The organism is Flavobacterium sp. (assembly GCF_017744675.1).
GTDB lineage: Bacteria > Bacteroidota > Bacteroidia > Flavobacteriales > Flavobacteriaceae > Flavobacterium.
Genome location: NZ_JAGIAV010000002.1, coordinates 539,455 through 562,607, shown reverse-complemented (window position 1 = coordinate 562,607; position 23,153 = coordinate 539,455). Strand labels below are relative to the sequence as shown.

The 23,153-nt window shown below is 34.0% G+C and carries 25 protein-coding genes; 5 read left to right on the top strand and 20 right to left on the bottom strand.

The genetic code is table 11. The annotated features are described in order from the left end of the window. Positions 1-143 precede the first annotated feature (143 nt). The 20 genes from J7574_RS07860 to J7574_RS07765 form a co-directional block, all read right to left on the bottom strand. The gene (locus tag J7574_RS07860) at positions 144-461 is read right to left on the bottom strand and encodes a type II toxin-antitoxin system RelE/ParE family toxin (protein WP_290966662.1); all 318 of its coding nucleotides are present in this window, start codon (positions 459-461) and stop codon (positions 144-146) included. Further along, positions 452-694, bottom strand: coding sequence for a hypothetical protein (locus tag J7574_RS07855; protein ID WP_290966659.1), 243 nt, complete (start codon positions 692-694; stop codon positions 452-454). Before J7574_RS07855 ends, J7574_RS07860 begins: the two co-directional genes overlap by 10 nt. 125 nt (positions 695-819) lie before the next feature. Next, positions 820-1,581 (bottom strand): tryptophan synthase subunit alpha, encoded by a 762-nt coding sequence (trpA, locus tag J7574_RS07850; RefSeq protein ID WP_290966657.1) that lies wholly within the window; start codon positions 1,579-1,581, stop codon positions 820-822. Between the two features lie 158 nt (positions 1,582-1,739). Further along, the gene (locus J7574_RS07845) at positions 1,740-2,477 is read right to left on the bottom strand and encodes a carbon-nitrogen hydrolase family protein (RefSeq protein WP_290966655.1); all 738 of its coding nucleotides are present in this window, start codon (positions 2,475-2,477) and stop codon (positions 1,740-1,742) included. A 4-nt stretch (positions 2,478-2,481) separates the two neighbouring features. Beyond that, positions 2,482-2,802, bottom strand: coding sequence for a gamma-glutamylcyclotransferase family protein (locus J7574_RS07840; RefSeq protein WP_290966652.1), 321 nt, complete (start codon positions 2,800-2,802; stop codon positions 2,482-2,484). Between the two features lie 71 nt (positions 2,803-2,873). Further along, positions 2,874-4,055: a tryptophan synthase subunit beta gene (gene trpB, locus J7574_RS07835; protein ID WP_290966649.1), complete on the bottom strand. Its 1,182-nt coding sequence runs from the start codon at positions 4,053-4,055 to the stop codon at positions 2,874-2,876. Positions 4,056-4,066: 11 nt separating this feature from the next. After that, a complete protein-coding gene (locus tag J7574_RS07830; protein ID WP_290966647.1) occupies positions 4,067-4,699 on the bottom strand; it encodes a phosphoribosylanthranilate isomerase in 633 nt (210 codons plus the stop codon). 156 nt (positions 4,700-4,855) lie between these two features. Next, positions 4,856-5,641 (bottom strand): indole-3-glycerol phosphate synthase TrpC, encoded by a 786-nt coding sequence (trpC, locus tag J7574_RS07825; RefSeq protein WP_290967156.1) that lies wholly within the window; start codon positions 5,639-5,641, stop codon positions 4,856-4,858. A gap of 87 nt (positions 5,642-5,728) precedes the next feature. Further along, a complete protein-coding gene (gene trpD / locus J7574_RS07820; protein WP_290966645.1) occupies positions 5,729-6,721 on the bottom strand; it encodes an anthranilate phosphoribosyltransferase in 993 nt (330 codons plus the stop codon). A 119-nt stretch (positions 6,722-6,840) separates the two neighbouring features. After that, positions 6,841-7,407 (bottom strand): aminodeoxychorismate/anthranilate synthase component II, encoded by a 567-nt coding sequence (locus J7574_RS07815; RefSeq protein WP_290966643.1) that lies wholly within the window; start codon positions 7,405-7,407, stop codon positions 6,841-6,843. A 117-nt stretch (positions 7,408-7,524) separates the two neighbouring features. After that, positions 7,525-7,968 carry a hypothetical protein gene (locus J7574_RS07810; protein ID WP_290966640.1) on the bottom strand — a complete coding sequence of 148 codons (444 nt, stop codon included), beginning with the start codon at positions 7,966-7,968 and terminating at the stop codon, positions 7,525-7,527. A gap of 78 nt (positions 7,969-8,046) precedes the next feature. Then, the gene (locus J7574_RS07805) at positions 8,047-9,447 is read right to left on the bottom strand and encodes an anthranilate synthase component I family protein (RefSeq protein ID WP_290966637.1); all 1,401 of its coding nucleotides are present in this window, start codon (positions 9,445-9,447) and stop codon (positions 8,047-8,049) included. Between the two features lie 297 nt (positions 9,448-9,744). After that, positions 9,745-11,025, bottom strand: a complete 1,281-nt coding sequence (locus J7574_RS07800) for a hypothetical protein (RefSeq protein WP_290966634.1) — start codon at positions 11,023-11,025, stop codon at positions 9,745-9,747. 206 nt (positions 11,026-11,231) lie between these two features. Then, entirely contained in the window at positions 11,232-11,798 is a 567-nt protein-coding gene (locus tag J7574_RS07795) for a YceI family protein (RefSeq protein ID WP_290966632.1), read from the bottom strand. A gap of 39 nt (positions 11,799-11,837) precedes the next feature. Beyond that, on the bottom strand, positions 11,838-12,470 hold the full coding sequence (locus J7574_RS07790) for an NAD(P)H-dependent oxidoreductase (protein ID WP_290966628.1): 633 nt from the start codon (positions 12,468-12,470) through the stop codon (positions 11,838-11,840). A gap of 15 nt (positions 12,471-12,485) precedes the next feature. Next, positions 12,486-12,944: a MarR family transcriptional regulator gene (locus J7574_RS07785; RefSeq protein ID WP_160782081.1), complete on the bottom strand. Its 459-nt coding sequence runs from the start codon at positions 12,942-12,944 to the stop codon at positions 12,486-12,488. Between the two features lie 290 nt (positions 12,945-13,234). Next, complete coding sequence (locus tag J7574_RS07780; RefSeq protein ID WP_290966625.1) at positions 13,235-14,812, bottom strand: glycerol-3-phosphate dehydrogenase/oxidase; 1,578 nt, start codon at positions 14,810-14,812, stop codon at positions 13,235-13,237. Positions 14,813-15,112: 300 nt separating this feature from the next. After that, positions 15,113-15,589: a DUF6691 family protein gene (locus J7574_RS07775; RefSeq protein WP_290966623.1), complete on the bottom strand. Its 477-nt coding sequence runs from the start codon at positions 15,587-15,589 to the stop codon at positions 15,113-15,115. A gap of 10 nt (positions 15,590-15,599) precedes the next feature. Beyond that, positions 15,600-16,163 (bottom strand): YeeE/YedE thiosulfate transporter family protein, encoded by a 564-nt coding sequence (locus J7574_RS07770; protein WP_290967154.1) that lies wholly within the window; start codon positions 16,161-16,163, stop codon positions 15,600-15,602. 449 nt (positions 16,164-16,612) lie between these two features. Continuing rightward, complete coding sequence (locus J7574_RS07765) at positions 16,613-18,031, bottom strand: rhodanese-like domain-containing protein (RefSeq protein WP_290966619.1); 1,419 nt, start codon at positions 18,029-18,031, stop codon at positions 16,613-16,615. Between the two features lie 262 nt (positions 18,032-18,293). Between J7574_RS07765 and J7574_RS07760 the strand changes: the two genes are divergently transcribed. The 5 genes from J7574_RS07760 (at position 18,294) to J7574_RS07740 (ending at position 23,083) form a co-directional block, all read left to right on the top strand. Next, positions 18,294-18,884: an HD family hydrolase gene (locus tag J7574_RS07760; protein WP_290966616.1), complete on the top strand. Its 591-nt coding sequence runs from the start codon at positions 18,294-18,296 to the stop codon at positions 18,882-18,884. Positions 18,885-19,231: 347 nt separating this feature from the next. Further along, the gene (locus J7574_RS07755; protein ID WP_290966613.1) at positions 19,232-20,578 is read left to right on the top strand and encodes a cytochrome ubiquinol oxidase subunit I; all 1,347 of its coding nucleotides are present in this window, start codon (positions 19,232-19,234) and stop codon (positions 20,576-20,578) included. Between the two features lie 2 nt (positions 20,579-20,580). Then, positions 20,581-21,657 carry a cytochrome d ubiquinol oxidase subunit II gene (gene cydB / locus J7574_RS07750; RefSeq protein ID WP_290966611.1) on the top strand — a complete coding sequence of 359 codons (1,077 nt, stop codon included), beginning with the start codon at positions 20,581-20,583 and terminating at the stop codon, positions 21,655-21,657. Between the two features lie 299 nt (positions 21,658-21,956). Further along, positions 21,957-22,343, top strand: a complete 387-nt coding sequence (locus J7574_RS07745) for a hypothetical protein (RefSeq protein ID WP_290966608.1) — start codon at positions 21,957-21,959, stop codon at positions 22,341-22,343. Between the two features lie 335 nt (positions 22,344-22,678). After that, entirely contained in the window at positions 22,679-23,083 is a 405-nt protein-coding gene (locus J7574_RS07740) for a hypothetical protein (RefSeq protein ID WP_290966606.1), read from the top strand. The last annotated feature ends 70 nt before the right edge of the window (positions 23,084-23,153 follow it).

Here is a 23,153-nt window from a genome sequence, read left to right as displayed (position 1 = left end):
TTCTAATCGAATGCAAAATTAAACACTTGTTTAATTTAAACGCTTGTTTAATTTTATTTTAACATAATATTAACATAAAACGGTTTCGATATTTTGGGAGCAAAAAAAAGCTGAAACACTAGGTATTTCAGCTCTTACAGGATTTATTTGTCTAATTTTATTTTGATAGGATTTTGTCTGGTATCAAATACATTGGTAACATAAACAACATTTCTGTATTCATCAATCCAGTAAATAATTTTATAATTTTTAAAAACTAAATATCTAAAATCCTGAATTCTTTCAGATAAAAGTTCCTCTTTCTGACCGCCATAAGCATTATATTCAAGTGAAAGCGAAGAATCTACTAAACCATCTATTAGTGCTTTTGCGACTTTTACTCCAGCTTTATATTTATAATATTCAAAAATATCTGTAAGCTTGTCCTCGGCAAATTGAGTCCAATAAACAGTTAATCCCATTTCTGAATTCTTGATTTTAAATCTTTGGCTGAGGTAATTCGGCCATTAGCAACATCATCTACAGATTTGTCAATTTCATTATTAAATTGATCCAAACTCATAGGCTTCATTTCCAAATCTAATAATTGTACTTTTTGCTCATGAAGCAATTTTTCGAGTTGATTGACTATTTCTTCATTTTGTAACCTAAGAAATTCTTGTACAAATGATATTTTACGAGCTTCTAAATCCATAATAATTGATTTTATTCAAAGGTATAAAATATTTAAAAAGGTTATGTTTACAGATTCTTAAAATTAAAAAACGGTATTTAAAAATTGTTTTTAAATACCGTCTACGAATAATTTATATAAGTTATCTATCGAATCTCCCCAACAAACTGAGCAATTTTTCTGCTTCCTTTTTCTGCTAAATGTTTAATGAAAGCACTTCCGATAATGGCACCTTTTGCATATTTTGTTGCTTGATTGAAAGTTTCTTTATTTGAAATTCCGAAACCAACAATTTGAGGATTTTTCAAATCCATATTGGCAATTCTTTCGAAGTATGTTTCTTGAATGTCTCCAAAACCTGCTTGAGAACCTGTAACACTTGCAGAACTTACCATATAAATAAATCCGTTTGAAACACTGTCGATAAAACGAATGCGTTCTTCTGAAGTTTGAGGCGTAATCAAAAACACATTGATTAAACCATATTTTTCGAAAATTGCTTTGTATTCTTCGGCATAAACATCAACTGGAAGATCTGGAATAATTAAACCGTCAATTCCGATTTCTGCACATTTCTGGCAGAAAGCTTCAACTCCGTATTGTAACATCGGATTAAAATAGCCCATAATGATCAACGGAATTTTTACGCTTTCGCGAATGTTCTTCAGCTGATCGAAAAGAATCTGAGTAGTCATTCCGTTATGAAGTGCCTGCGTAGAACTAGCCTGAATCGTTGGTCCGTCTGCTAATGGATCACTAAACGGAAGTCCGATTTCGATTAAATCCACTCCGTTTTTTTCTAAATCCTGAATAATCTGCACCGTATCGTTTAAGTTCGGATATCCGGCAGAAAAATAAATAGAAAGTATCTTTTTATCTTCTTGTAATTTGTGAGTTATTCTGTTCATTTTTAATATTTTTTATCCTAACAAGTTTTCAAAACGTGTTAGGTATTTTTTGTTTAGTTGTAATTTATTTTGCATCTGCAAGGTTTTCAAGACCTTGTAGGTTTCTTATTTTATGTGATTTATTTATACCTACAAGGTCTTGAAAACCTTGCAGGAATTTATGTTGTAATGATTTTACTCGTCCAGTCATCACCTTGTTTTTCAACAAGCAATAATCCAGAATCCGAATCATTCATTTGAGCAACTAATTCTCCTTTATTGTTCCAGAATGCACTTTGTTCAGCAGAAGGCGAACCCCAAGATTCTCCGCTGAAATTTGACATCAAAACATTCATTTTGTGTTTTTTAGCGTAGTTTTGCAAATCTCTATAGGCATTCGGAATTCCGTTTGGAGAAAAGAAAATACTGGCAATATAAATATCAGTATCATTTTTGGCAGCGCTTTCTGAATGTTTCGGATTATCAATATCAGCACAAATTGCAAATGAAATATTTTGATTTTCAATTATAATCATCGGATTAAAATCAAATGCCGACTGAAAAAAATCATCTTCGCCTTCATGCAGATACTGTTTGGTATAAATAGAAACCGAATCATTTGGAGCAATAATAAATTCGCCAATAAATAACTGATCTTCAATTAAAATAGGAGCGCCAGCAATAATAACAATATTATTATCAGTAGCTAAGTCTTTTAGATGGTTTATTCTGTAATCATCTTGGGCGAAAGCCAATTCCATTGCGTTTTCCCTTTCGTATCCAGTAATTGACATTTCAGGAAAAACAATTAATTGAGCTCCATTTTGTGCAGCCAATTCAATAAAACGATAATGGTCTAATAAATTTGAAGCAATATTTCCTCTTTTGGGTTTGGTCTGTGCCGCTGCTAAAATCATTTTATTATTTATTTTCGGTATAAACCCAAGCTACTGTTCCTGATTTCAACTTGACCTGAATTCTTCTATACGAGTTAGATTCAAATAAATCTACTTTTGCTAAATCTGAGCTTGAAACATTAAAAACAACACCATGAATGGTTTCAGCTGCATTTTCACTAGGTATTGCAACAACATAATCTGCCATTCCAAATTCTTCTTCTATCTGCAGGCTTTTTAGTTTGTATCCAAGAAGCTGATCGGCAGTTCCCGTTAATACTTTATTGAAAATCTGCATCTGAATTTGTTTAGATCGTAATGTTCCGTATGAAAATAATTTTTCCATAATTATTTTTTTTCTCGTTAGTTGTTTAGTTTCAGAAACCGCTTTAGCGATATCCAAAAGTATAATTTTTATTACAATTTAAAATACTCAATATAATTATCTAAATCTTTGTCGCCACGACCCGAAAGGCTAATCACAACAATGTCTGTAGGCTTAAATTTCTTCTGATCTAAAACCGCAAAAGCGTGTGCACTTTCGATTGCAGGAATAATTCCTTCCAATTTTGTTAATTGTAGACCCGCGTTCATGGCATCATCATCGGTAACAGAGAAAAACTCGCCTCTTCCAGTTTGAGCCAAATGCGCATGTAAAGGCCCGACACCTGGATAATCTAAACCTGCAGAAATAGAATACGGTTCTGTAATTTGTCCGTCTGGAGTTTGCATTAAAAGCGTTTTACAACCGTGAATAACACCAACTTTTCCTAATTTGCTTGTTGCTGCGCTGTGTCCGCTATCTACACCTTTTCCTGCCGCTTCAACAGCAATGATTCCCACTTCTGGTTCGTGTAGGAAATGATAGTAAGTTCCAGCAGCATTACTTCCGCCACCGATACAAGCGACTACATAATCTGGATTTTCACGTCCTTCTTTTTCTTTTAACTGCCATTTAATTTCCTCAGAAATAATACTCTGAAAACGCGTTACCATATCAGGATAAGGATGCGGTCCAATTGCCGATCCGATAATATAATGTGTGTCAACAGGATTGTTAATCCAATCGCGTATTGCTTCGTTTGTAGCATCTTTTAAAGTTCTTGAACCCGAAAGCGCTGGGCGAACTTCTGCGCCTAACATTTTCATACGAGCTACATTTGGTGCTTGGCGTGCAATGTCGATTTCACCCATGTAAACGATGCATTCAATTCCCATTAAAGCACAAACTGTTGCAGTTGCCACACCGTGTTGTCCAGCTCCAGTTTCGGCAATAATTCTTTTTTTGCCTAGACGTTTGGCCAATAAGATTTGCCCGATTGTATTGTTTACTTTGTGTGCTCCAGTATGGTTTAAATCTTCTCTTTTTAGGTAAACTTTGGCGTTGTATTTCTCCGATAAACGTTTGGCAAAATACAGCGGACTAGGGCGTCCAACATAATCTTTCAGCAATTGGTTAAACTCTGCCTTAAAATCAGGCTCATCCATTATGCTTAAATATTTCTGACGTAATTCTTCTACATTTGGATATAGCATTTCAGGGATGTAAGCTCCTCCAAATTCTCCGTAATATCCTTTTTCGTTGACGTTAAAACTCATTTTTTTAAAGTTTAGATGTTTACAATTTCAAATTTGCGTTTAAAATTGCTTAATAGGTTTTTATTTTTTAGCCCTGGTTCGATTTCAAATTTACTATTTACATCGACAGCATAAATAGGTAATTTCGTTTTTGAAATTTCTTCAATGGCTTTTAACTCGTTCATTCCAATTCCGCCACTTAAGAAGAAAGGCTTTTTCGAATTGTATTTTTTTAATATGCTCCAGTCGAAAGTTGTTCCGTTTCCGCCTGGTAATTTGCCTTTTGTGTCAAACAGAAAATAATCACAGACATTTTCAAAAGGTTTTATAATTTCAAAATCAAAATTTTCATCGGCAGAAAAGACTTTGATGATTTCGATTTTCTTTGGAAGTTTTTCTTTTAAAGTGGCACAAAATTCAACCGATTCTTCTCCGTGTAATTGAACGGCTTGCAAGTTGTGTTTTTCTACTTTTTCTAGAATTTCTTCCTGACTTTGATTGACAAAAACACCCACTTTTTTGATGGTTTTGATCAATTCGGGAACATTCCCGTTGCAATATCTAGCGGATTTTTCCCAGAAAATAAATCCCATATAATCGGGTAGGAGCGCGCCTACTTCGAGGATATTTTCTGGATATTTCATGCCGCATATTTTGAGTTTCATTTTCGTTGTGTGTTTTTTTACCGCAAAGTGCGCTAAGGTTTTTTGTTTTTAATTGTGCTTAAAAACGCAAAGTTCGCAAAGCTTTGTGTTGATTTTTTTTTTCGCCACGAATTCACGAATGATATGAAAATTAAATTCGTGAATTCGTGGCTAATTTTATTCGTTCAAATTTTTAATAAATTCTGTGGCTGCTACACCTGCGTTATCGGTTTTCATGAAGTTTTCTCCAATCAGAAAACCTTTGTAACCGTAAGGTTTTAGTTCTTGAATTGCTTCAATTGACGAAATGCCGCTTTCAGATACTTTTACAAAATCATTCGGAATTTGTGAAGCCAATTCTTTACTGAAATCCAAACTTACTTCGAATGTTTTTAGGTTTCTGTTATTTACGCCAATCATGTCTAAAGTGGGCATAATTGATTTTTCTAGTTCTTCTTGATTATGAACTTCCAAAAGAACTTCTAAACCTAATTTTTTAGCAAATTCAGATAAAGATTTGATTTCGTCGCGAGTTAAAACAGCTGCGATTAACAAAATCAAATCGGCTCCGTGTGCTTTTGCTTCTAAGATTTGGTATTCGTCTACAATAAATTCTTTTCGCAAAAGCGGAATATTTACTGAAGCTCTAGCTAAAAGCAAATCGTCTAAAGATCCGCCGAAATATTTTCCGTCTGTTAAAACCGAGATTCCGCATGCGCCAGCATTTTCGTAACCTTTTACCACCTCTTCAACCGTAAAATTATTGTTGATTATTGATTTTGAAGGAGAACGGCGTTTATGTTCTGCGATAATTCCAGTATTACTTTCTTTTAATTTCTGACTAAGTGAAATAGTCTGTTTTCCAAAAAATACAGAAGTTTCCAATTGCGAAACTGGAATAATCGATTTCTTTAAAATCACTTCTTGTTTTTTGTCTAGTATTATTTTATCTAAGATGTTCATTGTCTTTATTTGTTTCAAGTTTCAAGTCTTTTTAGTTTCACATTTCAACAACTTGAAACTTGAAACCTGAAACCTGAAACTAAAAAATTATTTACTTAATTCTTGTAATTTCTGTAATGCTTTCAGTCCTTTTCCAGATAATAAACTATCTTTTGCTTGTTCAAATCCTTCTTTTGGAGAACATTTTGTAACAGTTGAAATTGCCATTGCTGCATTGGCACAAACTACATTATTTTGAGCTTCGTTTCCTTTTCCTGAAATAATGTTGGTGAAAATTTCAGCAGATTCTTCAATTGTTTTTCCGCCTTCGATTTCGGTTTGAGTTAAAAGGCGAACACCAAAATCTTCTGGATTCAACATTCCCTCCATATGGTTAGAAATCGTTTTGGTTGGGCCAGTTAATGAAATTTCATCATACCCGTCAAGCGAATGTAAGATCGTGAAATTAGTGTCGGTGTTTTGATATAAATACGCATACATTCTTGCCAATTCTAAGTTAAAAACTCCAACCAACTGATTTTGCGGAAATGCCGGATTTACCATTGGACCTAACATATTAAAGAAGGTTTTTACCGCCAATTCTTTTCTTATTGGACCAACATTTTTCATTGCTGGGTGAAATAGGGGAGCGTGCAAAACACAAATTCCAGCCTGATCAATACATTTTTCTAAAAAGGAAGGATCGTTGCTAAATTTGATTCCCATTTTTTCCATTACGTTGCTTGATCCAGAAATAGAAGAAACTCCGTAATTTCCGTGTTTTGTCACTTTTATTCCAGCTCCAGCTGATACGAAAGAAGCTAAAGTCGAAATGTTGAAAGTGTCTTTTCCGTCACCACCCGTTCCGCATAAATCGATCGTATTATAAGCTGATAAATCTACTCGTATGCAAAGGTCTAATAAAGCTTCGCGAAAACCAGAAAGTTCATCAATGGTAATGCTTCGCATCATAAAAACAGTCAAAAAAGCCGAAATCTGACTTGGATTATATTGACCGCTTGAAATATTAATCAATACGTTTTTTGCTTCTTCTTTAGTAAGCACTTCGTGGTTGATTAATTTGTTTAATATAGTTTTCATTTTTTTTAAAGATTCTAAGTTGCTAAGGTTCTGAGATGCTAAGTTTTTTGTTTTTTTTTTGTTTCAAGTTTCAGGTTCCATGTTCCAGTAACTTGAAACTTTAAACCTGAAACAAAAAATTAACTATTAATCCAATTCTCTAAAATCCTTTTTCCGTTTGGTGTCAAAACGCTTTCTGGGTGAAATTGAACGCCTCTTACATCGTAATTTTTATGTCTTAGAGACATAATTTGTCCGTTTTCGTCAACCGAAGTTGCTTCTAAAACGTCTGGTAAATTAGCATCTACGACCCAAGAATGGTATCTTCCTACTTCGAATTCGTTGCCTAAACCTTCAAACAAAATTTCGTCTGAAACTACAGTTTTTACATTTGTAGCTACTCCATGATATACTTTATCTAGATTAGAAAGCGTTCCGCCAAAAACTTCTCCGATGGCTTGTTGTCCTAAACAAACTCCAAGAATACTTTTCGTTGGGCTGTATTTTTCGATTACTGCTTTTAATAAACCTGCTTCATCTGGAATTCCAGGCCCTGGAGAAAGCAAAATTTTATCGAAAGAAGCAATTTCATCAATATCAAATTCGTCGTTTCTGTAAACTGTAACTTCGCAGTTTAAATCTTCTAAATAGTGCACTAAGTTGTAAGTGAAACTATCGTAATTGTCTATAACTAAAATCTTTTTCATTTTTTGTTTTGTTTCAAGTTTCAAGTTTTTTTGGTTTCACGTTTCAACAACTTGACCCGAGCGATAGCGAACTGGCGAAGCAAACTTGAAACAAAGAAAACCTGAAACAAAATTTTCTTATTTTTCTCGAACGTACTTTTCAGTAATAATTCGGTTGATTCCTAATTTTTCTACTTTTTCGATTCCTTTTTGAGTTAAGGTGTCGTTTTTGATTTTTACTGTAAACTCAAATTTTCCATTTTCCCACTGACGGTTATTGAAGTATTCCAGATTCTCTGTATAAATGCTGTCTTTTAAAGTGTATTTTCCACCTCCGCCAAAAAATACGGCATTTGTTGAATCTTTGCCATTATTCAAATCATGATTGAAAAAAGCGAAATGTGTTCCATTAATAATCTTAATCATTTTTGTTTTTGTGTTGAAAGTCGAAAAAGTCGAATCTTTCTCTGTTGTTTCAGCTGATATAAGACGCCAAGTTCCTTCAATCGGATTGTGTTTTTTTTCTGAATTGCAAGATGTCAACGTAATAATTAAAACTAAAATAGATACTGCTTTTTTCATAGGTTTTTTTATAGTTTGTTGTTAATTTGTTTCAGGTTTCAAGTTTCAAGTTCTGTGACTGAAAACTGTGACTGTTTACTAAATTTTCTCTGCCATTTCTAGAGCTGTATTTAAGGCTCTTAACTTATTATACACTTCTTGCATTTCGCTTTCTTCGTCAGAACTTGCTACGATTCCGGCACCTGCTTGACAATGTAATTGGTGATTTTTAGAAAGGAAAGTTCGAATCATAATCGCGTGGTTAAAGTTTCCGTCAAAATCCATTACTCCGATTGCTCCTCCATAGAAGTTACGATTTGTTTTTTCGCAATCTTCAATTAATTGCATCGCTCTGTGTTTTGGCGCACCGCTTAAAGTTCCTGCAGGGAAGGTATCTGCCACGACTTGCATTGTAGTTGCTTTGTCGTGTAAATGTCCCGTAACTTTTGAAACCAAGTGAATTACGTGAGAGAAAAACTGCACTTCTCTGTATTTTTCTACATTTACATCATGTCCGTTTCGGCTTAAATCATTTCTAGCCAAGTCAACCAGCATAACGTGCTCGCTGTTTTCTTTTTTATCTTCTGAAAGTTCTTTTGCTAAAAGTGCGTCGCGTTCGTCATTTCCGGTTCTTTTGAAAGTTCCTGCAATTGGGTGAATTTCAGCTTTTCTATTTTTTACAATAATTTGAGCTTCTGGTGAAGAACCAAATATTTTGAAATCTCCATAATCGAAGAAAAATAAATATGGAGAAGGATTAATGCTTCTTAAAGCTCTGTACACATTAAATTCATCTCCTTTGAAACCTTGAGTAAATCTGCGAGAAAGAACTAATTGGAAAACATCTCCGCGGTAGCAGTGTTTTTTTGCTAAAGCTACATTGGCTTTAAATTCTTCGTCGGTTAAGTTTGAGAAACCTTCTCCTTCTTTAGAGAATTTATAAGAAGCAATATTTCTTGATTGTAATAATTGCTCGATTTCTGCAATATTGTTTTTGTTGTCAACGCTGTGGCAGAAAATGTATGCTTCGTTTTTGAAGTGATTGATTGCAATAATGTTTTGATATACTGCATAAAAAACGTCTGGAATTGAAGTTGCATTGTCTTTTTTAGCGATCGAAACTTTCTCGAAGTAGCGAACCGCATCATAAGAAATGTATCCGAATAGACCGTTGTTGATGAATTTAAAATCGTTTTTTTCTGATTGAAACTGACTTGAAAATTCTTGGATTACGTGCGGAATATTTGTTGAAGCATCAATGTTGATTTTCTCTGAAGTTCCGTCAGGAAAAGTTTTAGAAACAACTTCGTTTTCGATTTTGATTGTAGCAATCGGATTGCAGCAAATGTAAGAGAAACTGTTGTCATTTCCGTGATAATCACTACTTTCTAGCAATAAACTATTTGGGAATTTATCTCTAATTTTAAAATAAATGCTTACTGGCGTTACCGTATCTGCCAGAATTTGTTTGTAGTGTGTATTAAGAATAAAAGGTTTCAAAATATATAGTTTTATGTTGTTTGTTAATTTGTTTCAATTGGATCAAAAAAAAAGGGCTTGTCGTGATGACAAGCCCTTTAATTTTTTATATCTTTTACAATACCATAGGAAGCTTCGTTCACGACGTCTGACGTAAATTCTTCCACCACCAAATATTGTTCATTGTTGTTTTCATATCTTATTTTGATGTGACAAAGATATAAATGTAATTTGAATTAGAGTACATAAATTTTCAAAAAAAACTTTTCTAAATCTTGAAATTTGTTAAATTTTAATTCAAATTGCCTCTATAACTCCTTAATTTCCACTAGCTATCGTGTTATTTACATTTAATCTGAAATCTGGATTTCCTTTAATGTTTGGCAGTGCAAATAACTCGCTAAGTTTCATTTTAGTATATTCTATTCCATAAGCGGGATTACCGTAATAACTTTTTATGCCAGGAATATTGCTTCCAGATTCGCTTTCAATTTCGCCTTGACAATTGTTTGCGATAACATTTTTAAAACTAATTTTTGACAAATTAGCTTCTCCATTTCCAATATTTCCTTCCAATAAAACAAAAGGAGCAAATCCGGAAATTACACTATTCGTAAGATTAAAAAATGTGTTTTCTCTGATGTAAGCAGATTCTCTAACCAAGCCTTGATTGTTTTCTTCTAAATTAACCAATGTAATGTTGCTGGCATTTATTTTGGTCATTTTTTTAGTCATGTCTGTGGTGGCAACTTTCTCGTATGAATCTACCTCAAAACATCTAGAACCTGAAATATCTGAAGAAAAGGGGTGGCGAATGGCGATACTATTGCTAATGTTAATTTGAGCACCTTGAGTAAAATCAAAATCATCGTCTGTGGTTCTAAACGAAATTAAATTGCTTAAATTTAAATCACCGCCGTAACATTCGAAAGAATCATCATTTGAAAAACTTATTTGAACATGACTAACTGTTGTTTTTCTTCCAACGCCAGCAAGAGAAAGGCCGTTTAATTCTTTAGAGGCGCTTAATTTTCTTCCAGCATATTCGATTCTTACATATTTTAAAACTCCTGAGTTATCCTCGGGATCTTGGCCTCCGTAGTGGTTTAAAGTTGGATCTAAATCGAAAGGTAAAGTATGAATGCCTCCTAAAGAGTTTATCGGAGCTTTTCCTAAAACTATAATTCCGCCCCAATCACCTGGTTTTCTATTATTTATTTCATTTTCTGATGTGAAAATTATAGGATCGGTTTCTAGTCCTTCTGCCATAATTTTGGCTCCATTCGTGATTACAAGAGTTCCGCAGGTTTTATCGTCACCTCGTATTACTGTTCCTGGCTCGATCGTTAAAGTGGCATTATTGGTAACATACACAACACCAACTAAATGATAAATATTACGCTTTGATAATCGCATGTCTTTATCAATTGTTCCGGCAATTATATTGGTTGCTTCACCATAATCATTGATAGCAGGCTTAAAGCTCGTCCAATTGGTCATCCAGTTTGAAGTGCCAACGATTCCTTTAGGTTGTTGTTGAGCTTGTGCGAAAAAGCTGATTATGAAGGTTATGCAGGCAATACGTAATTTTGTTTTCATAACTATAATTTTAATTTCTAGTTTTTGATTTTTTTCATTGTCCCAAAAGTAGAAGCCGTATGTTAATCAAAGTCCTGATACTTATTACGAAAGCGTTATTATATTATTAAGAATGTTAAGTTTATGAAAGCATATAAAAGAATAAACCCCAGCAGTTTTAAACTGCTGGGGTTTATTGTATTTTTTGAATTAGTAAGCTTAAAATATTAGAATTTTAAAGCAACAGCCAATTCGAATTCGTCATTGATAGTTTTGTCTCCTAAACCGTCGAAGAAACTACCTGAACCGTATTTAATATCGTATTTAGTTCTGTCAACTTTGAAAGCAGTTGTAGCAGTGTTTCCTTTTACAGTAAGATCAAAAGTTACTGGTTTAGTAATTCCTTTGATAGTTAAGTCTGCAGTAACAGTATAAACGTCAGCAGATTTTGCGCCGATAGTTTTGAAAACTAATTTTGAAGTTGGGAATTTATCAGTTCCGAAGAAATCGTCAGCTTTCAAGTGACCGTTTAATTTTCCTTGGTATTCTCCAGTTAAATCTGTAGAAGTTAATGAAGTCATGTCAACTGTAAAGTTACCACCAGCTAATTTTTTTCCTTTGAAAACTACAGCACCTTCTTTGAAGTTTACAGTTCCAGAGTGCTCTCCAGTTACTTTTTTACCTACCCATTTAATAGTAGACGCTTTTACGTCGATTTTTTTAGTTTGTGCGTTTACTGAGATACCAGCTGCTGCTACGAATAATGCTATTGCAATAGTTTTTAAATTTTTCATGTGTTTTAAAATTAAAATTTGAATTTGATTAATAAATAATTATAGAGTGATAAATAATTCTTCGTGTGATTTTCTAACTTTTTTCTGGTGTTGAGATTTATCGTCCTCATGTCTGTAACCTACAGTTGCGATTACTGAAGCATTTAAACCTAATTTGTCAAAACCTAAGATTTCATTAAATTGAGCGGCATTGAAACCTTCCATCGGAGTAGCATCGATTTTTAATTCTGCTGCTGCATTTAATAAGTTTCCTAAAGCTAAATACGTTTGTTTTGCAGTCCAAATGTGTTTTGCATCTTCTGATAAATTTGCAATTACATTTTTCATCATATCGCTGAATCCGCCTAAAGCATCAGCAGGAACACCTCTTACTTCGCTGATATTGCTGATGTATTTGTCTACAGAACCAGCATCAAGGTTCAAGTCATTAGCAAAAATGAATAGCTGAGAAGCGTCTGTAATTTGAGTTTGCCCCCAAGCTGCTCCTTTTAATTTTTCTCTTAATTCTGGATTTTCAACAATAACCACTTTGTATGGTTGTAGTCCGTATGAAGAAGCACTCAATCTAACCGCTTCTTTTAATGTATTTAAATCAGCGTCTGATATCTTTTTTGAAGCATCAAACTGTTTTGTTGCGTATCTCCAATTTTGATTTTCTAAGAAATTGCTCATAGTTTTTATATTATTTTATTTGTTGGTTCTATATTTTTCTAATAATTGATTTAAGAAAACCAATTCTTCTGGTTTTAAATTGTTCGCAAACATTTGTTCGTGCTCATCTACTTTCGGATCTAGTTCTTTTAAAACGTCTAATCCTTTTTGTGTAATCGAAACTTCAATTTTTCTTCGATTATCCGGACAGACATTTCGTGTTACAAAATCCTTCAATAATAATTTGTCTACCAAACGTGTTGTGTTGCTTGTTTTAGCAAGCATTCGTTCTTGTATCACGCACATATTAGCAGGTTTCCCTTTTTGTCCTCTTAATATACGCAACACATTATACTGTTCTCCAGATAAATCATACGGTTTAATCAACTCGCTGAAATGATCCTGAATCACATTTTGCGTGTACATGATATTCAGAATAACTTTTTTCGCATTATCCATCTTAACCGTACTCTTAATAACCTCTTCAATTGTCATAGTCGTAAGTGTATAATTTGTATATACAAATGTATAACTTTTAATAGTTGTATATACAAGTGTTGTGTTAATTTTTTGTTAACATGTTTAAATGCATTTTTAAAAGAACGTAAAAGGTTGATTTTCTGATGCTAAAATTAAAGTATTTTTTGAATATAATCGATTGATATATTGTGAATTAATGTTTTTTTAATAACAACAATCCATTATAATTCAAAACTTTTGACAAATTCGTTTTTTGTAAGATAATGCGAAAGCAGAAAATACTCAAAATCAGTTGAATTTGCCATTTATCTGAATTCTGATAGAAGAAAACCTTTTGAAATTTGCTTAAAATTTGCCATTTCTGTGGTGATCCAAGCTTCATCGTGACCTAATTCTTTGGCAATTACTCGTGCTGTTTTCTCCGAAACCTCAATTGCCGCTCTTGCATCTAAGAATAATAAGCGGACTCGCCTTGCTAAAATATCATCAACAGTTCGTGCCATTTCGAAACGAATCGCCCAAATCACTTCTGCCATTGTAAATTCATGATCAGGATGCAGTTTTTCTTTTAATTCAGATTCATTTTCTTGTAATTCCTTTATTTTCTCAATATCAGAACCATATATATAAAGGTGATTTTCTCTATCTAAAGAAGATGTCACTTTATTTCCATGAATGGAAAGATGTTCGGTAGCACATTCTTTCTTCTCTAATTTCCCTGTTTTGATTGCTTTATCTATAATATCTTCAGCAATTTTTCTATAGGTTGTCCATTTTCCCCCAGTAATCGTAATCAGTCCTGTTTCCGAAACTATAATTTTATGGCTTCTAGAAACTTCTTTGGTACTTTTGCCTTCTTCTTTCGGAGCAGCTAACGGACGCAATCCTGCAAAAACGGATAATACATCAGCTCTTGTTGGTTTCTTGGCTAGAAAACGTTGTGCAGTTTCCAAAACAAACTGGATTTCGCTTTCTAAAGCAATAGGTTCTAGACTTTGTTTTTTTATTAAAGTATCCGTCGTTCCAACCACAATGCGATTGTGCCACGGAACTGCAAACAAAACTCTCCCATCTTTGGTTTTCGGAATCATTAGAGCATTTTCTCCAGGAAGAAAAGATTTATCAAACACCAAATGAATTCCCTGACTCGGAACAATATATTTTTTGTAAACATTGTCATTCAATTTCATGATGGCATTGGTAAAAACGCCTGTTGCATTAATTATGGCAGAACCTTTTATTTTATGTGTAATGCCGCTTTCTAGATCTTGAACTTCAACACCAATAACTTGTTTTTTTTCGTCTTTTAATAAATGAATGACTTTTACGTAATTTAAAAGACAAGCTCCATTTTCTACAGCCGTTTGCGCAAGGTTAATTGCCAAACGAGAATCATCAAATTGTCCGTCGTGATAAATAACGCCATTTACCAAGCCGTTTTCCTCTACATTAGGCAACAGTTCTATAGTTTTCTTTTTCGAAAGATATTTGGAGCTTCCTAAACTCAGGAAGCCAGATAATAAATCGTAAATTTTTAAGCCGATAGTATAAAAATAACCGCTAAGCCAATGATAATTTGGAATAACGAAGGATTGATTTTTGACTAGATGAGCCGCATTTTGAGCCAACAAACCTCTTTCTTTTAAAGCTTCCCTCACCAAATGTATATCGCCTTGAGCTAAATAACGCACTCCGCCATGAACCAATTTGGTACTTCTGCTCGAAGTTCCTTTTGCAAAATCTACAGCTTCAAATAAGATTGTTTTGTAACCGCGACTCGCAGCATCAACAGCTGTTCCGAGACCGCTTGCGCCTCCGCCAATTATGATTACATCCCATTTTTCGGTATTTTGTAGTTTGGATAATTGTTCGGAGCGATTCATGCTTTATTGTTGGTGTTTATTTTTTGGAAACATTGTTTAAAACAAACTTAACGAAATGAAATTAAAAATCGATGAAGAAAAGAAACAGTTGTTTTTTGTTTAAAGTTCCAAGTTTCAAGTTTGATTAGCTTTGAACCTATTTAACCGCAAAGTATGCAAGGTTCTTTTAGAAATAAAACTTTATATAAAAACGCAAAGTTCGCAAAGCTTTGTAAATAAACTTTGCGAACTTTGCGTATATCTTTGCTTTGCGGTTAAATCAACTTGAAACTTGAAACAAGGAAAAACCTGAAACAAATTCTAATGAGGCAGTTTATCTTTAATCAAACCATAAACCCAAGTTCCTGCAATGGCGCTAACTAAAGTGACAACAATAACAGTTGCTCCGGTACCAATTTGAGCGAAAAGAGGACCAGGACAAGCCCCTGTAATCGCCCATCCGAAACCGAATAGCAATCCGCCGTAGATTTGTCCTTTGTTGAAAGTTTTGGGCTGAATTTCGATTTTCTCTCCATCAAGAGTTTTGATATTGAATTTTTTAATCAATTGAACTGATACTAACCCAACAGCCACAGCGCATCCAATCACGCCGTACATGTGAAACGATTCTAGATTGAACATTTCCTGAATACGGAACCAACTGATGATTTCTGCTTTTACGAATACAATTCCGAAAAAGATTCCAACGATTAAGTATTTCAGGTTTCCTATTGCTGTTTCTTTTTTCTGGCTAGCGTTGATTCCTTCGCCGTCTATATTTTTATTTTCTAAACTCATTTTCTATATTTTAAAGTGAAAGAATATAAGGTAAAATCAAAAGTGCCATTACAAAACCGCCAATCATAAAACAGATTGTTGCTACCAATGAAGGCCATTGCAAGTTTGATAATCCCATAATCGCGTGTCCGCTTGTACAACCGCCAGCGTAACGAGTTCCAAAACCAACTAAGAATCCGCCCACAACGATCATAATAAATCCGCGAAGAGTCAATAAACTTTCCCAAGAAAATAATTGTGCTGGAACCAAACCACTGTGATCTGTGATTCCGTAAGTTGCTAATTTCTCCGATAATTCAGGAGCAATTTCTACAGGATTTGGATTCGATAGAAAATGTGCTGCAATAAAACCGCCTAAAAAGATTCCTAAAACGAAGAATAAATTCCAGCTTTCTTTTTTCCAGTCGTATTTAAAAAACGAAATATTTGCTGGAATACAAGCTGCGCAAATATGACGTAATGAAGAACTAATCCCAAAAGATTTATTCCCAATAATTAATAAAATTGGAACTGTTAATCCAATTAGAGGGCCTGCTACATACCAAGGCCATGGTTCTTTTATTATTTCTAATATACTCATAATTAAAATTAAGTGCTTTTTATTGTTAACCATATAAGTGATATAAGGAATTATAAGCTGGAACGTTTTACTTATATGACTTAGATAGTGAAAGTAAATATAAGGGTTTAAATCGCGTCCAACCTAAAATGAACTTATATAACTTATATAGTGAAAAATTTTATGTTCAATATTATGCTTTCAAAACCTTACTCTGGCAAACAAAATCTGATTTTGGAATATTTGTTTTCGAAATCGCTCCAAAACCGCCTTCTACTTCAGAGAATTTACTTTAAAAAAATTGACTTTTTATTTTTAACCATATTAGTGATATAAGGAATTATAAGCTGGAACGTTTTTACTTATATGACTTAGATAGTGAAAGTAAATATAAGAGTTTAAATTGCGACCAACCCTAAAATGAACTTATATAACTTATATGGTGAAAAATTTTATGTTCAATGTTATGCTTTCAAGACCTTACTCTGGCAAACAAAATCTGATTTTGGAATATTAGTTTTCGAAATCGTTCCAAAACCACCTTCTACTTCAGAGAAATTTCTGAAACCTCTTGCCTGAAGGATTGAAGCCGCTATCATACTTCTGTAGCCTCCAGCACAATGAATATAAAAATGCTCATTTGGGTTAATGTCTTTTACCCAATCATTAATATAAGCCAAAGGTTTGCTGTAAGCATCATCAATATGTTCTGCCGCATATTCTGTTTCTTTACGAATGTCTACAACTTTATCTTCACCAAATTTAAATTCATTGGCAAATTGCTCAGCTGTAATTCGGTTTACGGTATCAATTTCGAAACCAGCATTTTGCCAAGCTTCAAAACCACCTTCAAGATGTCCGACAATGGTATCAAAACCTACACGGCTCAAACGCGTTACCGTTTCTTCTTCCATTCCAACTGCGGTAACCAAAATAATAGGCTGTTTGACATCGGCAATTAAAGTTCCAACCCACGGAGCAAAATCTCCATTGATTCCAATATTGATAGACTGCGGAATAAATCCTTTGCTGAAATCTGCCGCACTTCTTGTGTCTAGAATTAAAGCGCCCGTTTCTTCTGCTACGGCTTCAAATTCTTTTACATTGATGGCTCTCATTCCGTTATGCAATACAGTTTCAAAGCTTTCGTAACCTTGTTTGTTCATGGCAACGTTCATGCTGAAATAGGCTGGAGGAGGCAATAACCCGTCCGTTACTTCTTTGATGAATTCAGCTTCGGTCATATCAGCGCGTAAAGCATAGTTAGTAGCTTTTTGATTTCCGATTGTTGAAACGGTTTCTTTACTCATGTTTTTTCCACAAGCGCTTCCCGCACCGTGCGCAGGATAAACGATTACGTCATCGGCAAGCGTCATTATTTTATCTCTTAATGAATGAAATAAAATTCCAGCTAATTGATCTTGTGTCATTCCTGCCGCTTTTTGAGCTAAATCAGGGCGACCAACATCTCCTATGAATAAAGTATCTCCAGAGAAAATGGCGTGATCTTTTCCGTTTTCGTCAATTAATAAAAAAGTAGTGCTTTCCATAGTGTGTCCAGGAGTATGCAAAACTTTAATGGTTACTTTTCCAATCTTAAATTCTTGTCCGTCTTTCGCAGAAATGCAGTCAAATTCGCAGGCCGCATTTGGTCCGTAAACGATTGGTGCTCCAGTTTCTTTGCTTAAATCAACATGACCCGAAACGAAGTCGGCGTGGAAATGGGTTTCAAAAATATATTTCAGCTTAACTCCATCACGCTCTAAACGATCCAGATAAGGCTGAATTTCTCTAAGCGGATCTATAATCGCCGCTTCGCCATTTGAAGTGATATAATATGCACCTTGAGCGAGGCATCCGGTGTAAATTTGTTCTATTTTCATGATAGGTATTGTAAAATGATGGGTTACAAAGGTAACTTTGTTTTTTAAAAAAATAGGTGACTAATGTTACAGAAATTAGGTTTTTTTGAAAAACATTTGGCGATTTAAACATATAAGTGATATAAGTTCATTTTAGATTGAGAGTTACTTACATTTACTTTTATTTTAAGTAATATAATAAACTCCAGCTTATAATTACTTGTATTCCTTATCTGGTAGAAAAAAATCTTTGTAATTTTACGTTTTTCCTAAGATTAACATGATGAACACACAAAATTTATTAGATCAAATCGCTTTTATAAAAGAAATTGACAAAGTAAAATACATTCAGCGCAAGACAAAACTATTCAATAGCGACAGGTGCGAAAATGATGCAGAACATAGTTGGCATTTGGCTCTGATGGCAATTGTTTTGGCAGAACATTCAAATGAACCGATTGATGTTTTGAAAGTGGTAAAAATGGTTTTGATACACGACATCGTAGAAATTGATGCAGGAGATGTTTTTATTTATGATACCGTAAAAAACCATTCGAATACTGATGAAGAGCGTCTGGCAGCTAATAGAATTTTTGGGTTGTTGCCTAAAAAACAAGCCGAAGATTTCATTTCTATCTGGGAAGAATTTGAAGCAGGAGAGACCGACGAAGCTAAATTTGCCAAATCAATGGATCGTTTAGAACCTTTATTGCAAAATACTTCAAACAACGGCGGAACATGGAAAGAGTTTGGAGTAAAATATGATAAAGTTTACGAAAAGAAAAGTGTCATTAAAGAAGGTTCAAAATCGATATGGAATTACGCTGAAGGTTTGATTAACGAAAGTGTAGAAAAAGGGATTTTGGAGAAATGAAATTCCACCATATAAGTTATATAAGTTCATTTTAGTTTAACGCGAAATTATATTTACTGGTGTAACTTAATATGTATTTTTTTAAACCCAATCTTGTCATTTCGACGAAGGAGAAATCTCCGTAAGAAGCTCGACAAAGATTGGATTCTTGTTGCGGAGTTACTTGCGGAGATTTCTCCTTACGTCGAAATGACAAACTGTGCGCGAACTATAAAAGTACAAGTGTCATTTCTACCCTTTAATTGTTGAAAAGTTTAACAAATATCGGGCGATAAACTTTTTTTAAAGGGCGTTATTTCGGGTTGTAATGGTTAAATTTGTGGAACTTCATAAACAAATTACCACTTATGGAAGAAATGCTCTTTTATGACCGAATGCAATTCGCGTTCACCATTACTTTTCATTATCTTTTTCCACAACTTACAATGGGTCTTTCGCTCATCATTGTTTACTTCAAGTGGAAATATCTAAAAACTAAAGACGAACAATACAATCACGCCACCCATTTCTGGATGAAGATCTTCGCCCTCAATTTTGCAATGGGCGTTGTAACGGGAATTCCGATGGAATTTCAATTTGGAACCAACTGGGCAAAGTTCTCCGAATTAACAGGAGGAATCATTGGGCAAACTCTTGCCATGGAAGGAATGTTTTCCTTTTTCCTCGAGTCTTCTTTCCTCGGATTATTTTTATTTGGAGAAAAACTCCTCGGACATAAATGGCATTTCGTAACTGGATTATTGATCTGTATCGGTTCATGGGCCAGCGGATTTTTAATTATCGCCACACATTCTTGGATGCAAAATCCTGTGGGTTATGAAATCTTGGAGAATGGAAAATTTGTATTGAATAATTTTCAAGCTTTGTTCTTAAATCCGTGGCTTTGGCCTTCTTTTCTGCATAATCAGGCCGCTTCTTTGGTAACAAGTTCTTTTGTTGTGGCGGGAATTGGCGCTTTCTATATTCTGAGTAAAAAGAATGTCTCTTTCGGGAAATTGTTTTTGAAAACAGGAGTAATCTTTGGATTGATTTCTAGTGTCATTGTTGCAGTTCCAACAGGAGATTTACTGGCTAAAAATGTAGTGAAATATCAGCCAGTGACTTTTGCCGCTATGGAAGGGATTTTTCATACCGAGAAAAAAGGTTCTGAAATTGTTTTAATTGGTCAGCCTGACGTAAAAGACAAAAAACTAGATAACAAAATCGCTGTTCCAAATATTTTAAGCTTCCTGACTTACGGAAATTGGAATCAGGAAATTCAAGGATTAGATCAGTTTGAAGAAGATTTGCATCCAACCAATATTTCAGGATTGTATTATGCCTATCATATAATGGTCGGACTTGGAACTGTTTTTATTGGATTAATGGTGCTTTCGCTTTTTCAATTAATCAGAGGAAAATTGTTTGAAACCAAATGGCTCTTATGGTCACTGATGTTTATGATGCCGTTTCCATACATTGCCAATACTACAGGCTGGTACACGGCCGAATTAGGAAGACAGCCTTGGCTGGTTTACAATTTAATGCGAACAGCTGCAGGCGCATCGCCAACAGTTTCTTCAGGAAATACCCTATTTACATTGCTTGGTTTTATTGGTTTATACCTTTTACTTGGAATGCTGTTTTTGCTTTTGGTTGGAAAAATTATCAATAAAGGGCCGCATCATGTGGAACTTTCAACAGAAAAAATATAAGTATGGAATTTTTTTGGTACGTAGTTTTAATGGGAATTCTGGCTGTTTATCTGGTTTTGGACGGCTATGATTTTGGTGCAGGAATTATTCATTTATTTTTTGCCGATACTGAGAGAGATAAAAAAGTAATCACCAATTCGATTGGTCCGTTTTGGGATGCCAATGAAGTTTGGCTGATTGCAGCTGGAGGCGTTTTGTTTTTTGCTTTTCCAACTTTATACGCTTCCTCTTTCAGCGGATTTTACCTGCCTTTGATTATGATTTTATGGCTGTTGATTTTCCGAGCAATCGGACTTGAAATGCGCGGACAAGTTCATAATCATATGTGGGAAAGTATTTGGGATAAAGCTTTCGGAATTGCGAGTCTGCTGTTGGCTCTTTTCTTCGGAATCGCATTAGGTAATATTGTTCGTGGAGTTAATCTGGGAATGGTTCAAAACGGAGTTTCAACGCAGGAACCGCACTTTTTCTTTTTGCCTTTATGGAATCCAACCTTTAGTCCGCAAGCAAATGAATTGGGAATTATCGATTGGTTTACACTTTTCTTAGGAATTGTAAGTGTTGTCGCTTTAACGATTCACGGTGCAAACTGGATTATTTATAAAACAAATTCGGCGTTAAATCCGAAACTGAAAAATGTCGTTTTTAAACTGAATTTTGTTCTGCTGATTTTGGTCTTTATTTCTTTGGGGATTTGGCATTTTATTGAGCCAAAACCGTTTCATAATTTTGTCGAAAATCCGATACTTTGGTTTTTTCCTGTAATGACTTTTGTTGGAATTGCTGGATTATTTAAAGTGCGTTCGTTTAAAAAAGATGGCCACGGATTTCTGTTTTCGACTTTATTTTTAGTGGGAGGATTTGCTTCGACAGCGGTTTCGATTTTTCCGAATGTTCTGCCTTCAACAAATAATGTGAATCCGTCACTAACGATTTACAATACCGCTGCTCACGAATACGGATTAAATGCAGGTTTGAGCTGGTTTTTTATCGCCTTGTTTTTGGTGATTATTTATTTTATTATTCAATATCGTGTTTTCAGTGGGAAAATGGATGATATTGGGTATGGGGAACATTGATTTTTTTTTGATAGCCACGAATTGCTTCGCCTATTCGCTGTCGCTTGAGTCACGAATTTTTATTTTGATCATCAATTCTGATTAGTGAATTTTATAGCGATAAATTATACGAATTTTTATTTCAATATATAATTAAATTGCCTCCAGTTTTAACTGGAGGTTTTTTGTTTGGATTTGAATTGGGTTTTAGCTAAACTTTGCGATTTTGGCTAAAGCCTTTTTTGTATACATTTGTTTACCTCCAGCTAAAGCTGCAGGCAATTGAATAAATGAGCTTGTTGATTTTATTTAACTAAAAAATGAAAAAAGAAGGTTTTGAGTTGTCAAACACACAATTGAAAAAGATTGTAAATGCTATGGTCTTTATAGTTGCTATTTTTCTTATTGTTAGGTCAATTATATTCGATACTGATGAAGAAAGATATAATAGTTCATTAAGAAATATTAAAGAAGAAAAATTTCAAGGCATAGTTATAGATAAAGTTTTTGAAAAATATAATCACAATTCTTCAATGATATATTTAAATGATGAAACCAAGTTTGCTGTTTTTGGTCAGTTTTGGCCAAGAATAAAAATTGGTGATTCAATTGTGAAAAAAGAAGGAGAAACATTTTTTACGGTCTACAGAAATAATGAAAAATTTATATTGGATAATAAAGAAGTACTTGACGGTTGGAAAAAATAAAAATAAATCGAAAGTTTTATAAAAATGATATGAATTGCCTCCAGTTTTAACTGGAGTTTTTTTGTTTAAAGTGAAATAGGCTTTAGCCAAATCATAACGCCGAAGGCAACGCCCAAAATAATCTTCTTCAGGACTAATATTTTTAATAGATAAACATAAGATAACTTTTACGAAAGATTTAATTACAACCGATAGTTATATTCTATAATGTTAATTGTAAGAAAAAAAAGCAGTTAATGCTTAATATTGCGTATCTAAGAATTTTTTTTCCCCTAAGGATTTTTAGAAACTGATTTTTACTAAAAGCTTAAATCTTTTTTACCTACTAAATTATTATGCCACTAACAATTTTTTCCGACAAGGTTAGATTTCGTTACAAATCTAAAAACTGGCAGTATCAGTTTGATGAAATTAAAGAACTCGGACTGCTTAAAAAAAAGAAGAAATATTTTCTTGAAAACGGCGCCTTTATAGCCGTAACTGCTGCAACGTATTATTGTATGCTATTTTCCAATTTAATGGACTTGTATTACATTATTCCTGCGATTTTATGCTATGCGCTTATTATTGCTGCCAGGTTTGGCAATAAAGATGAGTTTGTATATTTTGTTTTGGTAAAAGATATTTACCAAAATGAAATTAGAACTAGAATTGCCAACAAAGACCGCGCATTGGTTGGTAAACAGATCGATTACTATTTGGATCTACAGTTTGAACGCAGTGTAAAAAGAACTGCATAAGAAAAATCAGAGATGTTTGTATTTGATATTTCCCATTATGATCTTTTTTTCATAATGGCAGCTTTGATAT